13 protein-coding genes and 1 pseudogene are annotated in these 14,967 nt (G+C 68.6%); 6 read left to right on the forward strand and 8 right to left on the reverse strand.

What is annotated here, in order from left to right:
- Positions 1–145: 145 nt before the first annotated feature.
- From ACFTZB_RS14915 to ACFTZB_RS14925, 3 genes are all read right to left on the reverse strand, one after another.
- Positions 146–1,597: a glutamate synthase subunit beta gene (locus ACFTZB_RS14915; RefSeq protein WP_378432571.1), complete on the reverse strand. Its 1,452-nt coding sequence runs from the start codon at positions 1,595–1,597 to the stop codon at positions 146–148.
- Entirely contained in the window at positions 1,590–6,188 is a 4,599-nt protein-coding gene (gene gltB / locus ACFTZB_RS14920) for a glutamate synthase large subunit (protein ID WP_378432573.1), read from the reverse strand. Before gltB ends, ACFTZB_RS14915 begins: the two co-directional genes overlap by 8 nt.
- A 306-nt stretch (positions 6,189–6,494) precedes the next feature.
- Positions 6,495–7,043: a TetR/AcrR family transcriptional regulator gene (locus tag ACFTZB_RS14925; RefSeq protein WP_378432574.1), complete on the reverse strand. Its 549-nt coding sequence runs from the start codon at positions 7,041–7,043 to the stop codon at positions 6,495–6,497.
- A 55-nt stretch (positions 7,044–7,098) separates the two neighbouring features.
- On the opposite strand from ACFTZB_RS14925, the gene ACFTZB_RS14930 reads away from it, so the two are divergent.
- From ACFTZB_RS14930 to ACFTZB_RS14945, 4 genes are all read left to right on the forward strand, one after another.
- On the forward strand, positions 7,099–8,121 hold the full coding sequence (locus ACFTZB_RS14930) for an FAD-dependent oxidoreductase (RefSeq protein WP_378432575.1): 1,023 nt from the start codon (positions 7,099–7,101) through the stop codon (positions 8,119–8,121).
- A gap of 300 nt (positions 8,122–8,421) precedes the next feature.
- Positions 8,422–9,291, forward strand: coding sequence for a glycoprotein (locus tag ACFTZB_RS14935; RefSeq protein ID WP_378432591.1), 870 nt, complete (start codon positions 8,422–8,424; stop codon positions 9,289–9,291).
- Between the two features lie 70 nt (positions 9,292–9,361).
- Positions 9,362–10,036, forward strand: coding sequence for a hypothetical protein (locus ACFTZB_RS14940; RefSeq protein ID WP_378432576.1), 675 nt, complete (start codon positions 9,362–9,364; stop codon positions 10,034–10,036).
- Positions 10,033–10,809 (forward strand): hypothetical protein, encoded by a 777-nt coding sequence (locus ACFTZB_RS14945; protein WP_378432578.1) that lies wholly within the window; start codon positions 10,033–10,035, stop codon positions 10,807–10,809. Before ACFTZB_RS14940 ends, ACFTZB_RS14945 begins: the two co-directional genes overlap by 4 nt.
- Positions 10,810–11,009: 200 nt before the next feature.
- On the opposite strand, the gene ACFTZB_RS14950 is transcribed toward ACFTZB_RS14945, so the two are convergent.
- Positions 11,010–11,405 carry an SRPBCC family protein gene (locus ACFTZB_RS14950; protein WP_378432579.1) on the reverse strand — a complete coding sequence of 132 codons (396 nt, stop codon included), beginning with the start codon at positions 11,403–11,405 and terminating at the stop codon, positions 11,010–11,012.
- A 113-nt stretch (positions 11,406–11,518) separates the two neighbouring features.
- Here ACFTZB_RS14950 and ACFTZB_RS14955 point away from each other — a divergent pair.
- A pseudogene (locus ACFTZB_RS14955) lies at positions 11,519–11,915 on the forward strand (VOC family protein).
- On the opposite strand, the gene ACFTZB_RS14960 reads toward ACFTZB_RS14955, so the two are convergent.
- Genes ACFTZB_RS14960 through ACFTZB_RS14975 form a run of 4 tightly spaced genes read right to left on the reverse strand, consistent with a single transcriptional unit; the run spans position 11,905 to position 14,196 of the window.
- Positions 11,905–12,588: a helix-turn-helix domain-containing protein gene (locus tag ACFTZB_RS14960; RefSeq protein ID WP_378432580.1), complete on the reverse strand. Its 684-nt coding sequence runs from the start codon at positions 12,586–12,588 to the stop codon at positions 11,905–11,907. The pseudogene ACFTZB_RS14955 and the gene ACFTZB_RS14960 overlap by 11 nt on opposite strands.
- 46 nt (positions 12,589–12,634) lie before the next feature.
- A complete protein-coding gene (locus ACFTZB_RS14965) occupies positions 12,635–13,096 on the reverse strand; it encodes an RDD family protein (protein WP_378432582.1) in 462 nt (153 codons plus the stop codon).
- Positions 13,093–13,746, reverse strand: a complete 654-nt coding sequence (locus ACFTZB_RS14970) for a hypothetical protein (protein ID WP_378432583.1) — start codon at positions 13,744–13,746, stop codon at positions 13,093–13,095. The genes ACFTZB_RS14965 and ACFTZB_RS14970 overlap by 4 nt, the downstream gene beginning before the upstream one ends.
- A gap of 54 nt (positions 13,747–13,800) precedes the next feature.
- Positions 13,801–14,196: a DUF6292 family protein gene (locus ACFTZB_RS14975; protein WP_378432584.1), complete on the reverse strand. Its 396-nt coding sequence runs from the start codon at positions 14,194–14,196 to the stop codon at positions 13,801–13,803.
- 273 nt (positions 14,197–14,469) lie between these two features.
- Between ACFTZB_RS14975 and ACFTZB_RS14980 the strand changes: the two genes are divergently transcribed.
- Positions 14,470–14,925 (forward strand): hypothetical protein, encoded by a 456-nt coding sequence (locus tag ACFTZB_RS14980; RefSeq protein WP_378432585.1) that lies wholly within the window; start codon positions 14,470–14,472, stop codon positions 14,923–14,925.
- Positions 14,926–14,967 lie beyond the last annotated feature (42 nt).

Genomic DNA, 14,967 nt, shown 5'->3' on the forward strand with positions numbered 1-14,967 from the left:
AGCAGACGGGATGCTGCCAGGACGACGTGACCTAAAGATGCACGATCGGTAAATGAACGTTACCGACCGAACGTGACCCCCGCACGATAAACCGGCACCCCGGTAGGAAAACCTACCGGGGTGCGGATTGTACTGGCGGTTACAGCTACCGCTGCGGGGCGGTGGTGGTCTCGATCGGAGACGGCAGCGCCGTCTTGCCCTCGAGGTACGTATCGACCGCTGCGGCCGCGGAGCGACCCTCGGCGATGGCCCACACGATGAGCGACTGTCCGCGTCCCATGTCGCCGGCCACGAAGACACCGTCGACGTTGGTGGCCCACTTCGCGGAGCGGGCGACGTTGCCGCGCTCGTTGAGGTCGACGCCGAGATCCGTGAGCAGGCCCGGCTTCTCGGGTCCGACGAAGCCCATCGCCAGCAGGACGAGGTCGGCCTCGAGCTCGAAGTCCGAGCCCTCGACCTTCTCGAAACGACCCGACTTCATCTCGACCTCGTGGGCCTTCAGTGCGGTCACCTTGCCGTCGGCACCGACGAACCGTTCCGTGTTCACGGAGAAGAGGCGTTCGCCGCCTTCCTCGTGAGCGGACGCGACGCGGTACATCAACGGGTACGTCGGCCACGGGGTGTGCTCGGCGCGGGTCTCGGGCGGTCTCGGCATGATCTCGAACTGGTGAACGCTCTCGGCACCCTGACGGTGCGAGGTGCCCAGGCAGTCCGCGCCGGTGTCACCGCCGCCGATGATGACGACCTTCTTACCCTCCGCGGTGATGGTCGGCTGCTCCAGATCGCCGAGCTGCACGCGGTTGGCGATCGGCAGGAATTCCATCGCCTGGTGGATGCCGTCCAGCTCGCGGCCGGGGATCGGCAGGTCGCGGGCCTCGGTGGCACCGCCGGCCAGGACCACGGCGTCGAACTGCGCGCGCAGTGCGTCCGCGGTGATGTCGACACCCACGTTGACACCCGTCTTGAAGACGGTGCCCTCGGAGTTCATCTGGTCGAGGCGGCGGTCGATGTGCCGCTTCTCCATCTTGAACTCGGGGATGCCGTACCGCAGCAGCCCGCCGATGCGGTCGGCCCGCTCGAACACGGTGACCATGTGCCCGGCGCGCGTCAGCTGCTGCGCTGCAGCGAGACCCGCGGGACCGGAACCGACGACGGCGACCTTCTTGCCCGTCGAACGCGTCGGGTGCACCGGCTTGACCCAGCCCTCGTCGAAGGCACGGTCGATGAGCTCGACCTCGACCTGCTTGATGGTGACGGGGTCCTGGTTGATGCCCAGGACGCACGACGCCTCACAGGGTGCGGGGCACAGCCGCCCGGTGAACTCCGGGAAGTTGTTGGTCGCGTGCAGACGCTCGATGCCGTCGTGCCACCGGTCCTTGTACACCAGGTCGTTCCACTCGGGAATCAGGTTCCCCAGCGGACAGCCGTTGTGGCAGAACGGGATACCGCAGTCCATGCACCGGCTGGCCTGAGTCTTCAGGGTGTCCGACGAGAACTCCTCGTAGACCTCGCTCCAGTCGAGCAGACGCAACGGCACCGGCCTGCGAACCGGAAGTTCGCGCGACGTGTGCTTCAGGAAGCCGCTTGGATCACCCACGAGCTGCCTCCATCACTGCCTCGTCCACGTTCTTTCCATCCTTCTTCGCGGCCTCGATGGCCAGGAGCACCTTCTTGTAATCGCGGGGCATGACCTTCGCGAAATGATTGACCTGCTGCGACCAGTCGGAGAGGATGCGCGCGGCAACCTCGGAGCCCGTCTCGTCGCGGTGACGCTCGATGGCGGACTTCAGCCAGGTGAAGTCGTCACCCGTCAGGTCCTCGAGATCCACCAGTTCGGTGTTCAGGTTGTCCTCGAACGCCTTGTCGGGGTTGTAGACGTACGCGACACCACCGGACATGCCGGCACCGAAGTTGCGTCCCGTCGCACCGAGGATGACGACCTTTCCGCCGGTCATGTATTCGCAACCGTGGTCGCCGACACCTTCGACGACGGCGGTGGCACCGGAGTTGCGGACCGCGAACCGCTCGCCCACGACACCGCGGAGCAGAGCCTCACCGCTCGTGGCACCGAACAGGATCACGTTGCCGCCGATGATGTTGTCCTCGGCGACGAACCCGGGCGCGGTCTCCAGCGGCGGGCGCACCACGAGGCGTCCACCGGACAGGCCCTTGCCGACGAAGTCGTTGGCGTCGCCGTGCAGGCGCAGGGTCATGCCCTTGGGGACGAACGCACCGAAGCTGTTACCGGCCGAACCGGTGAACGTGATGTCGATCGTGTTGTCCGGCAGTCCGTCGCCGCCGTACGCCTTCGTCACCTCGTGGCCGAGCATGGTGCCGACCGTCCGGTTGACGTTGGTGATCGGCGACTCGAACGTGACCTTCTCGCCCTTGTCGAGAGCGTTGCGGCTCTGGACGATCAGCTGCTGGTCGAGCGCCTTGTCGAGGCCGTGATCCTGGGTGCCCGTGCAGTACAGGTCCTGGTCCATGAACGCCGACTCGGTCTCGTGCAGGATCGGCGACAGGTCGAGGTTGCCGGCCTTGCTGCCCTTCCAGTGCGCGAGCGCCTTCGTGGTGTCGAGGACGTCCACCTGCCCGACGGCCTCGTCGAGGGTGCGGAAGCCGAGCTCCGCGAGAAGCTCGCGCACCTCTTCGGCGATGAAGAGGAAGAAGTTCTCCACGAACTCCGGCTTGCCGTTGAACCGCTTGCGCAGCACCGGGTTCTGCGTCGCGACACCCACGGGGCAGGTGTCGAGGTGGCAGACCCGCATCATGATGCAACCCGACACCACCAGCGGCGCGGTCGCGAAACCGAACTCCTCGCCACCGAGCAGCGCGGCGACCATGACGTCGCGGCCCGTCTTGAGCTGGCCGTCGACCTGCACGACGATGCGGTCGCGCAGACCGTTCAGCAGCAGCGTCTGCTGGGTCTCGGCGAGGCCCAGCTCCCAGGGGGCGCCCGCGTGCTTCATCGACGTCAGCGGGGTGGCACCGGTGCCACCGTCGTGACCGGAGATCAGCACGACGTCCGCGTGTGCCTTGGACACACCCGCGGCGACGGTGCCGACACCGACCTCGGACACCAGCTTCACGTGGATCCGGGCCTGCGGGTTGGCGTTCTTCAGGTCGTGGATCAGCTGCGCGAGATCCTCGATCGAGTAGATGTCGTGGTGCGGCGGCGGCGAGATCAGCCCAACGCCGGGCGTGGAGTGCCGGACCTCGGCCACCCACGGGTACACCTTGTGCGCCGGCAGCTGGCCGCCCTCACCGGGCTTCGCTCCCTGCGCCATCTTGATCTGGATGTCGGTGCAGTTCGTCAGGTAGTGCGACGTGACACCGAAGCGTCCCGACGCGACCTGCTTGATCGCGGACCGGCGCCAGTCACCGTTCTCGTCCGGCGTGAACCGGGCCGGGCTCTCGCCGCCCTCACCGGAGTTGGAGCGACCGCCGAGGCGGTTCATGGCGATGGCGAGCGTCTCGTGCGCCTCGGCGGAGATGGAGCCGTAGCTCATCGCACCGGTCGAGAAGCGCTTGACGATCTCGGTGGCGGGCTCGACCTCGTCCAGCGGGACGGGCTCGCGCACGCCCTTCTTGAACTCGAAGAGGCCGCGCAGCGCTGCGAGGCGCTCGGACTGGTCGTCGACCAGCTTCGTGTACTCCTTGAACACCTCGTACTGCCCGGTGCGCGTGGAGTGCTGCAGCTTGAACACCGTGTCCGGGTTGAACAGGTGGTACTCGCCCTCACGACGCCACTGGTACTCGCCGCCCACCTCGAGCTCGCGGTGCGCGCGCTCCTCGGGACGGTCCAGGTACGCGTTCGCGTGGCGGACGGCGACGTCGGCGGCGATCTGGTCGAGGCCGATGCCGCCGAGGCTCGACTGCAGGCCGGTGAAGTACTCGTCGACCAGTTCCTGCGACAGGCCGATGACCTGGAACAGCTGGGCGCCGGTGTAGGACGCCAGGGTGGAGATGCCCATCTTGGACATCACCTTGAGCACACCCTTGCCCGCGGCCTTGATGTAGTTCTGGATGGCCTTGTCGAGGGTGACGCCCTGCAACTCGTTGTTGCGGACGGCCTCGTCGACGGTCTCGAACGCCATGTACGGGTTGACCGCCGCCGCACCGAAACCGATGAGGAGCGCCATGTGGTGCACCTCGCGGGCGTCGCCGGCCTCGACGATGAGACCGACCTTGGTGCGGGTCTTCTCGCGCACCAGGTGGTGGTGCACGGCCGACGTCAGCAGCAGCGACGGGATGGGCGCGTACGTCTCGTTCGACTCACGGTCGGACAGGACGACGAGGCGCGCACCACCGGCGATGGCCTCCGACACCTGGTAGCGGACGTCGTCGAGGGCCTTGCGCAGGCCCGCTCCGCCCTCGGCCACCGGGTACAGACCGCGGACGATGACGCTGCGGAAGTTCGGGAATTCGCCGTCGTCGTTGACGTGAATGAGCTTCGACAGGTCGTCGTTGTGCAGGATCGGCTGCGGCAGGAAGATCTGCCGGCAGGACTCCGCGGTGGGGTGCAGCAGGTCGTGCTCGGGGCCGATGGTGCCGCCGAGGCTGGTGACGACCTCCTCGCGGATGGCGTCGAGCGGCGGGTTCGTGACCTGCGCGAACAGCTGCGAGAAGTAGTCGAACAGCATCCGCGACCGCGACGACAGCACGGCGATCGGAGTGTCGGTACCCATGGAGCCGAGAGCCTCGGCACCGGAGATCGCCATCGGCTTGACGAGGAGGTTGACCTCCTCGTTGGTGTACCCGAACATCTGCTGACGCAGAACGACGCGCTCGTGCGACATGTAGGTGTACGGGCGGTCCGGCAGGTCGTTCATGTGGGTCAGACCCTGATCGAGCCACTCCTGGTAGGGGTGCTCGGCGGCCAGTTCCGACTTGATCTCGTCGTCGCTGATGATGCGACCCTCGGCGGTATCGACGAGGAACATGCGGCCGGGCTGCAGCCGGATCTTCTTCACGACGGTGGCCGGGTCGATCGGCAGGACGCCGACCTCGGACGCCATGACGACGAGGTCGTCGTCGGTCACCCAGAGGCGGGACGGGCGCAGGCCGTTCCGGTCGAGGACGGCGCCGATGACGGTGCCGTCGGTGAAGCACACCGACGCCGGTCCGTCCCACGGTTCCATGAGCGACGAGTGGTACTGGTAGAACGCCCGGCGTGCGGGGTCCATGCTCTCGTGCCGTTCCCAGGCTTCCGGGATCATCATCAGCACGGCGTGCGGCAGGCTGCGGCCACCGAGGTGCAGCATCTCGAGCACCTCGTCGAAGCGCGCCGTGTCGCTGGCACCCTTCGTACAGACCGGGAAAATCTTCTCCAACTGATCGCGACCGCCGAAGATGTCGCTGTCGATGAGCGCCTCACGGGCACGCATCCAGTTCTCGTTGCCGGTGACGGTGTTGATCTCACCGTTGTGGGCCACGCGCCGGAACGGGTGGGCCAGCGGCCACGACGGGAACGTGTTGGTGGAGAAGCGCGAGTGCACGAGGCCGAGGGCCGACTCGAGGCGCTCGTCCTGCAGGTCCAGGTAGAAGCCCTTGAGCTGGGGGGTCGTGAGCATGCCCTTGTAGACGAACGTCTGGCTCGACAGGCTCGGGAAGTACACGGTCTCGCGACCGGGGCCGTCCTTGCCTGCGCCTTCGCTGCCCAGTTCGTGCTCGGTGCGCTTACGGACGACGTAGGCGCGGCGCTCGAGGTCGAGTCCGCTGAGGGCGTCGTTCTCGCTGCCGATGAAGATCTGCCGGAACGTCGGCATGGCGTCGCGGGCAAGGGCGCCGAGCGACGAGTCGTCGGTCGCGACCTCACGCCAGCCGAGGACCTTCAGGCCCTCGCTCTCGACGATCTTCTCGACGGCTTCGGCGGCACGCTGCGCGTCGGCCTTGCTCTGCGGCAGGAATGCGATGCCGGTGGCATATGTGCCTTCTGCGGGCAGCGGAAAGTCGACCACGGCGCGGAAGAACTTGTCCGGGACCTGGAGGAGGATGCCGGCGCCGTCACCCGTGTTGGGTTCGGAGCCCGCGGCACCACGGTGCTCGAGGTTCACCAGCGCGGTGATCGCCTTTTCGACGATGTCCCTGCTGCGGCGGCCCTTCATGTCCACGACGAACGCGACACCACAGGAGTCGTGCTCGTTCGACGGGTGATACAGCCCCTGGGGGCCTGGAAGTTGCTTCATACCTAGCCTTCGTATGCCAAAAGATGCACCGACGACCAGCAGCGCTGATGGCCATCAACTTGCAATGCAGGTGCCGTCACGACGTGCTCGGCACCACCGATCGGCTATCGCCCTTTTGCAGCACGCTGGGTGTGGTCCTCGCACCAGGCGACGTGGCTTTTCGGTCGGGTCGGACTTTCGTGGGTCCAACGTGTAACGAAAACGATAATTCAGAACCCCTGACGAAACACAACTTAGGTTGGCCTATTTACCCTCTGAACTGGGCATTGTCGAGGGCGGACCTCGTCCGACTGCACTGAGTACATGTTAAGTGAGCGCGCGGAGGAGCGCTGTAATTCCCGCAGTCGGATCGAAATCGAGATCCGGGACGGTGAGCTGGTGAAGGATGACACCGTCCAGGTAGTCGGTGATCACCACGGCGTCCGAGGCGGGGTTTCGCGAACCCACGTGTTCCAGCATGCCCGCGCCCCACTCCACGAGTGCGCGCCGGGCCGCGCCGATCTTCGCGTCCAGCCCCGGCGTGACGGAGGCCTCGACGAACAGTGCGTAGCGCGCGCTCGTCCGGACCCGGTCCGGACCGGTGGAGAATCTCACGAAGGCAGCCAGCGCATCGACCAGCGCATCCCTGCTCTCGGGCCGGAGGTGCGCGAACGTCTCCCAGTCCTCCCGGTCACGTTCGACGAGCCGTGTGACGATCCCCTCGAGCAGCGCGCCCCGGCTGCGGAAGTAGTTGGACGTCGATCCCTGTGGCATCCCGGCCAGTTCGTCCACGCCGCGATGCGTGAGCGCCCGGACCCCCTTCGTGCCGAGAAGCGCGATGGCGGCGTCGAGCACCTGCTCCCGTTTGTCAGCCATGTTCCCGACACTACATCGGTAGTAAACTCACTACACCCGTAGTAGCGTAGTGGTCATGACCCACTCCGCAGCAGTCCTCGGCGGCGGCATCGGTGGACTCGCCGTCGCCCGCTACCTGTCCCGCGCCGGCTGGCACGTCGACGTGTTCGAGCGGGCCGACGCCCTGCCCACGTCCGGCACCGCGCTCGGCATGTGGCCGCAGGCCCTCGACGCGCTGGACGCGATCGGCGCGGGCGATCGCGTCCGCACCCTCGGATCACCCCAGCACCGCGGCTCGCTCCTGCGCCCCGACGGATCCGTGATCGGCACCATCGACAACCGCGACCGCACCGCCTACCTGCTGTCGAGGCCCGCCCTGCTGGCCACGCTCGCCGAGACACGCCCCGACGGCATGATCTCGTTCGGCACCCCCGCTCCCGCCCTCGACGCGCTGACGGATCACGACGTCGTGATCGGCGCGGACGGTCTGCGCAGCCCGACCCGCACGCAACTGTTCGGCGACACATTCGAGCCGCGCTATGTCGGAGCCACCGCCTGGCGCGGCTGGGTGCCCGGACATCGCGACACCGTCAGCGAAACCTGGGACGCAGACGCACTTTTCGGCATCACCCCGCGCGACGGCGAACTCGTCAACTGGTTCGCGTGCATCCGCACCGAGGTCGGGCACCCCGGCGGCCTCGACTTCCTCCGGTCCCGGTTCGGGGACTGGCACGCCGACGTCCGGGCGGTACTGGAGGCCGCCACCGCCGACGCGATGCTCCACCACGACCTGTACGAGTCGCCGGCCCTCCCGTCGTACGTGTCGGGCACCACGGCCCTGCTCGGCGACGCCGCCCACGCGATGGCGCCGAACCTCGGCCGCGGCGCGTGCGAGGCCCTCGTCGACGCCGTCACACTCGGCCGATTCCTCACCGCCGACACCGACATTCACACCGCGCTGCGCCGCTACGACCGCACGCGGCGGCCCGCGACCCGGCGGCTCGTGCGCGGATCGCGCGCCATGTCCGCCGTCGCGATGACCGGCCGGCTCCGGCCGCTGCGCGATCTGACGGTGAAACTGGCCGCGGGCCTGGCCTGACCGGAATCAGGGGGCGCGGGAACGGTTGCCCGTCTGGTACTTTGCCGCGGTAGGGGGAAGAGAAAGAACCGGGGGCGGTCATGGGGGCGGTGAACGACGGCTGCGGCAATGCGCCGGCAGCACGGACGGATCTCATCGGGGAAACAACACATCCACCGTGTCGGTGGAGGCGTTCTGCTGTGCTCGCTTCCCTCTTTCGGTGCCTCTGATCTGCATCTCTCGTGCGTTTGCTTCGTCAGCACCAGTCCGTTCGATCAACCATGTCCATTCGACTTCAGGAGTCACGACTTGAGAATCCGCATGCACGCTCTGGCCGCCGCGATCTCGGTGTCCGCCGCCGCACTGCTCGGGGCCGCGACGGCACATGCCGCTCCGGCCACCACTTCGCCGTCGACGTCGCAGCCGGGTGTCACCGACCCCGCGACGCCGCCCAGCACGTCGCAGCCCGGCGTGACGGTCCCGTCCACGCCGCCCAGCACGTCCCAGCCGGGCGTCACCGACCCGGCCGCGCCGACCACGACGACGCCCGCTCCCCCGCAGGCGCCGCTGGCGGTCCCCGGCGCCGAGACGGCCGCCCCCGCAGCACCCGACCTGGTGCAGGGCGCGGCTCCGGCGGAACCGGCACCCGCGGCGCAGTCCGTGCCCGCCGAACAGGCCGCCCAGCCCGCGACCGTGTGGATCGACCCCGACGACGTGCCGCAATCGCACCAGGCACCCGTCGCCCCCGCCCTGCCCGTGCCGAAGCCGGTGGTCGAGGTGAACGCGGCCGCCGACACGCTGGTCGGCGCGGTGCCGGTCGCCGTCAACGGACGCCAGTACGGCAACCCCGACGGGTACGTCGGGACCATCGGCTGGCGCGTCGGTGACGCCACCGGCACCGCGGGCGTGGCCGTCGACCCGTCCTCGCCGACCGCCGCCACCGTCTCCGCCTTCTCGGCCGACTCCAACGCCCAGCACCCGACGAACTGGTCGGCACCCGTCGACGTCACTCGAGTCGCCGCCGTGATCGCGGACGCCGCCGACCGGTACCCGGCGTTCGGGCAGCTGGTGCAGACGATCGCGTCCCTGCCCGCACCGCAGCTCCCGCAGTTGCAGTCGACCGACAGCGGTCCGGCGACCACCACGATCGGCGGCGTGAACGTGCGCAGCCAGGCGACGCTGCACGTGTGATCCGATTCCCCCGCGCGGAGCTGTCAGGGGTGGGCTCCGCGCGGGGGAACGAGGTGTGGAGGATTCAACTGTGACAGAACCGCCGAACAGGGCAGCCCTCGACCGCTTCTCGCACTGGTACCCGCCCTTCCCGTCGGCCGCGGCACCGGCGGTTCCCGTCGCGGAACCCGAACCGGAACAGCTGTCTCCCCCGGCGCCGACATGGCTGCCGCCGGGCGAAGAACCCGATCCCACCCCGCGCGTCCGGGACGGCCGCGGCAAGCGGAAACTCGCTCTCGCCGGAGGCGCGGCAGCGGTGATCGCCGTCGCCGGAGGCGCGGCAGCGGTGTTCACCTCGACTTCCGTTGTGGCGAGCGGAAACCCGGTCGCGGCAGGATGGTGCACCGCATCCCGCGACGGTGCGACGGTCGTCGGCAACGGTCCCGGCGGGACCTCCGACGGCGTCGCCGCGATCCTGGCCTTCGATCACGCCTACTACGTCGCACGCAGCGGCGCGAAGGCACGCGAGGTGGTCGCTCCCGACGCGCCGCTCGGGTCCGCCGAGACCATTCAAGGCGGCATCGACTCGCTGCTGCCCGAAGGCACCGAACACTGCCTCGCCATCACCGAAACCGAGCCCGGCCGCTACGCGGTGACACTGTCGGAACTGCGACCGGACGGGTCCACGAAACAGTACGAGCAGGTCGTGACCACCGCGGACCGCGACGGTCGCACGTACATCACATCCATTGGAGACGCGAAGTGACCGACCCACTGCAGCAAGCACTTCCGGTGTCGACCCTGGTCCTCGGGGCGTGCGGAGGAGCAGGCGCCACCACGACGACACTCGGGCTCGCCAACACCGAGGCGGCCCGCGGCGGCGGGGTCGTCGCCGTCGATGCGACACCTGCCGGCGGCGATGTCGCCGAACGCGGCGCCGACGCGGTGCTGTCCGTCAGCGGCCTGGAGCAGGTGGTGGCGTCCGCCGCCGCAGGCCCCGTCGCGGACGACGTGTTCGACGGATACTGCTCCCGCACCAGCGCCGGCACCCGCATCCTGAACCGCATCGGCAACCGGACCGCGACAGATCGTGAATTCCACACTCTCACAGGCTCGCTGCGCGCCCGAGGGGTCGGCGCCGTCCACGACGTCGGCCACCGATTGCGAGCCGCGTACCTCACGCCGCTGCTGGCCACGCCCACCCCCATCGTCCTCGTCGTCCCGTGCCGCGCCGACGCGTTCAATCGCCTCCGCTCCGCGCTGCAGTCGATCGGTGACACGCTCGGCGAACCCGGACTCGCCCGCACCGTCGTCACCGTCTCGAACCAGGACGCCACCGGCTGGCAGGTGGATCTCGACCTCCTCCGCGAATACCTCGGCGGACAGGTGTGGGGCGTCGAGACCATCCCCTACGACGAACACCTCGGCATGGGAATCGTCATCGAACACACCAAACTCGCACCCGAAACCCGGGCGGCGTACCAACGCGTCTCCGCGGCGGCAACGGCCGTGGCCGAAGGTCGTCCGGAACGAGTCTGAGCACGGCAAGTCCAGTACCCTTCCGGGCCGGGAGGACATTCGACAACAGGGGGCTGTCTTGGGGAACCCGTTCGAGGATCACTGAACTGACCGGAGCCGCTGACATTTGCACACGAATTTGCCATTCGCGCCCGCAATTGCGTGAGATTCTGGCTAATCGGTATGCAAACGCACCAACGAGCGACAACAGCGCGCCCGCCTCACGCCTCCAGCAATTCCTTCAGCTTCTGGAGGTCGGCGGTGACGGTTGCGGCGTCCTGCGCGAATTCTTCGGCGCTCACGCCGTCGCGTCGCCGGATGGTGAAGAGGACTTCGCTGTGGTCGCCGTCGGGGAGGACGCGGACGGGGTTGTAGACGGTGTCGCCGCCGGGGAGGGTGACGTCGTGGTCGAGGACGCCGTAGTCGTTGGCGGGTGCGAAGGTCACGGCGACCTGGCCCATCGGGGAGTCGGCGAGCCAGCGGTCGCCGTCGCGGGTGATGGTGCTGCTGAGGCCGGCCGCCCAGGCGGGGAGGTTGGCGGGGTCGCTGGCGTAGGCGTACACGTCGGCGGCGGTCCGGGCGATGAACACACTGACATGGGTTGATTCGGTGGTCATGACTCCCAGCATCCCCGCTGCACGGCCCGATTGATTGAAGAAATCGGACCCCGGCATGCGCGATGTCCGAAACCTTCAATGCGGGTCCGTCCGAGGTCGTTAGCGTTCTGGACATGACCGCAACATTCAGTGCCATCGAACTGGTCGTCCGCGACCTGCCCACGTCGCTCGCGTTCTACCGGCGGCTCGGACTCGACATTCCCGCCGACGCCGATCAGGCGCCGCACGTCGAATTCGAGCTTCCGGGTGGGGGTTCGCCTGCTGTGGGACACGATCGACACCATCCGCTCGTTCACCCCCGATTGGACCGAACCTGCCGGCGGGCATCGCATCGCGCTCGCCTTCGACTGCGGGACCGCTGCCGACGTCGACAAACTCTTCGACGAGATCACGGGCGCCGGGTCCAACGGCAGGAAGAAGCCGTGGGACGCACCGTGGGGGCAGCGCTACGCCACCGTCGACGATCCCGACGGCAACTCCGTCGACCTCTTCGCCCCGCTCACGCCGTGACGAGTTGACCGAACGTGCGGCCCGTCAACTCCTGGGCCTCCCGGATCAGGTGGGCCTGGTCGGCGAATCCGGCCATGCCGGCCGCCTGCGCAGCGGGAATGGCCGACCCCGCGAGCCCGACAGCCGACTGCAACCGGAGGATCCGGGCCAGCATTTTCGGCCCGTAACCGAACTGCCGCCGGCACAGGCGGTGCAGTTGGCGCTCGCCGACACCGATTCCGTCCGCGACGTCGCGGACGGACGCCTGCTGCTGCAGAAGCCGCACGACCGTGGAGATCCTGCCGTCCGGCGGCGGCCCGAGGAGCCGGCGCGACCGCGCGAACTCCTCGAGCGCCCGGCCGGGGTCGGCGGTGTCGGCGATCCTGCCGAGGAATTCTGCGGTGGTGCGGTCGCTCAGCACGTCGGCGAGCGGCACCCGCTGATTGATCAACTCCTCGGCCGGTGTTCCGAGGAGATCCGGCAGAATGCCCGGGGAACAACGCAACCCGACGTAGCGGTCGCCCTCCCGGCTGCGAGTGAGATACGGGCGGGAGTCGGGGCCGGCCACGACGACGTCACCGTTCATCCAGATGAGGTCCATGCAGCCGTCGGGCAGGATCTCCGCCTCACCGCCGGCCACCGTCTTCTGCCACACGACGGCGCCGGGGAACACCGACCGCCGCTCCGTGTACATGACCCCATGCTAGGCAGCCACTACGACATGCTGCCGGGGTGCGCGGTCAGGCGCCGGGCTCGCCGAGGTGCAGATCCGGCTCCCAGTCGTAGACGACGGCGGTTCGCAGCAGAATGTCCTGCAGCGATCGGCGCCTGCCGTCGACCGCCGCCCACAGCAACCCGAACCCGAACATCACGCACAGCACCGCCCGGAGAAGTGCGCGGACCCAGCCGATCAGTTCACCGTTGCGGCTGACCACCCGCAGCCCCATGATCACGGCGCCGACGGTGCGGCCGCTGACCGCCCAGCACGCGGTCAGGTACAGCACGGCCACGCCGATGAACATGCTGACGGAGAGCAGGGCACTGGCGTCGGGAAACGTGAACGCCTGCGGGGAGAACAGCAACCGCACGAACAGTGCGCCCACGTAGATGCCGCCCATCACGGCCATGACGATCGCCAGATCGATGCCGCAGGCCAGCCCGCGGGTGACGATCCCGGCGGCACGATGCGCCGGCGCGGTCATGCATCGTCCGGTTCGTGCCCGCGCCCGAACAACTTGCCCACGAACCCGGCGACGGCGTCGTCGGCCTGCATGCCCTGGGTGCGCACCCCGCGGACCGCCTCGTTGGACATCGAGTCGGTCGATTCTCGGATGATGCGCGGGAGGTCGACGCCCTCGATCACGGTGTCGGCGAGCACGACCAGATCGACGCGTCCGATGACGGAATCCACGTCGACGCGGTCGACGATCGCATCCACGTCGACCCGCGCGGCGACGGCGTCGATGTCGACGCGGTCGAGGATCTGCGGAATGTCGACCCGGGCGGCGATCGCATCCACGTCCACCCGGTCGATGATCCGCTGGATGTCGATGCCCTCGGCGACGACGTCGAGGTCGACGTGATCACGCACGATCGTCGTGAGGTCCACCTCCTGCAGAGCGACCTGCACGACCTTCCGCAGCACCGCGTGCAGCACCCGGTCCGCGAGTTCGTCGGCGCCGCGGAGTGTCTCGGTGCCGCGTTCCTCGAGGGTGACCAGAACGGGGTCGACGCCCGGCAGGCGTCGCGCCGTGTCGATGCCGAATCCGATCACGCGCTGCAACGCGCCGCCGGCGGTCGCGGCGGCGCCGACCGCGAGGCGCAGCGGATCGGGGGCTCTCCTGCCGTCCATATTCGCTATCCAAGCCGGTCGGCGCCGGAGCCGCACGGGTTCCCGCGAACTGGGTCATCCGCGAGGAGCGCCGGGGCCGTGCACGATTCGCGGGGCAGGTTTTCCGGACGCCCGCTGAGGGGCCCAGCCGGCGAGTTCGGTGAGCATCTCCGCGACCCGATCCGAACACTGCGCGGGATCCGGGGCCGGTCCCAACCCGAGTGCCTCGACCACCAGAACATTGCCCTGGGACAGTCCGTGGACTCCGAGCGACCACCCGAAGTGGCGGTTCCAGGCCAGGACGGCCTTCCGGCCGCGGTAGTAGGGGATTTCGCTGGAAAGGGTCACGACCACGTCGAACGCTGGGGTGAACCACCAGTCGACCGACAGGGCTTCCACCATCGTCGCGACGGAACCGACGTACTCACCGACATGTGCCGAGCTGGTGGCCCGGACCTGGCTGATGCTCATCTACAACCCACTCTCGACGTTCGCAGAAACCGAGCGGAAGAAGCCGGACGGCAGGTTCACACTCGAGTCATTCGTCACGAACCGCCGAGGGGACGGGTTCCGGTCCGGAAGGACCGGAAGTTCGCGACGTGGCTTCCACTCCATCGTCGGGCCGCGCCGACCGCCCGGGTAGGCACCCTGGGGTGGGGATGACACCACCCCGGCGGGCCCGTCGGCTAACGGAATCCGGTGCCGCACCGACACAGGCAGCGAACGGACCCGAAGGAGTAGTCGATGACCCACAGGTTCCTCAGGATCTTCGCCGGAGCGGCCGCGTCGTCCGCCGTCGCCGCCGCCCTGGTTGCGCTGGGCGCCGCACCCGCCCAGGCCGAACCCACCGCCGACTGTCACACCGCCACCACACCCACGTCCGGCACCTCGCACTGCACGGCGCAGGACGTGCCCGCCGGCAGGACCGCCGTGCACATCGGGACGGTCGAGTGCTTCGGCCTGACGCCGCGGGCGATTCCCGGCCCCGGCGGTGTGTCGCACATTCCGTGGGTCCAGGGCTACCGCCGCGACGGCCCGTGGGTTCCGGCAGGGACACCGTCCACCGGATCGTGCGTCGCCGGATACGGCGCCCCGTGGTGGGAGGTCGGCGTCTCCACGGGCGCCTACACGACCTGCGGACTGCAGGAAGGGATCGTCACGTACGTCAGCGTCGCCTGCAATCCGATCCGCCCCCAGTAGGCACCTGCAACCAACGAAACGAGGCCACGCACTCCGTGGAGC

Source organism: Rhodococcus sp. NPDC057014 (genome assembly GCF_042673295.1).
Taxonomy (GTDB): Bacteria; Actinomycetota; Actinomycetes; order Mycobacteriales; family Mycobacteriaceae; genus Rhodococcus_F.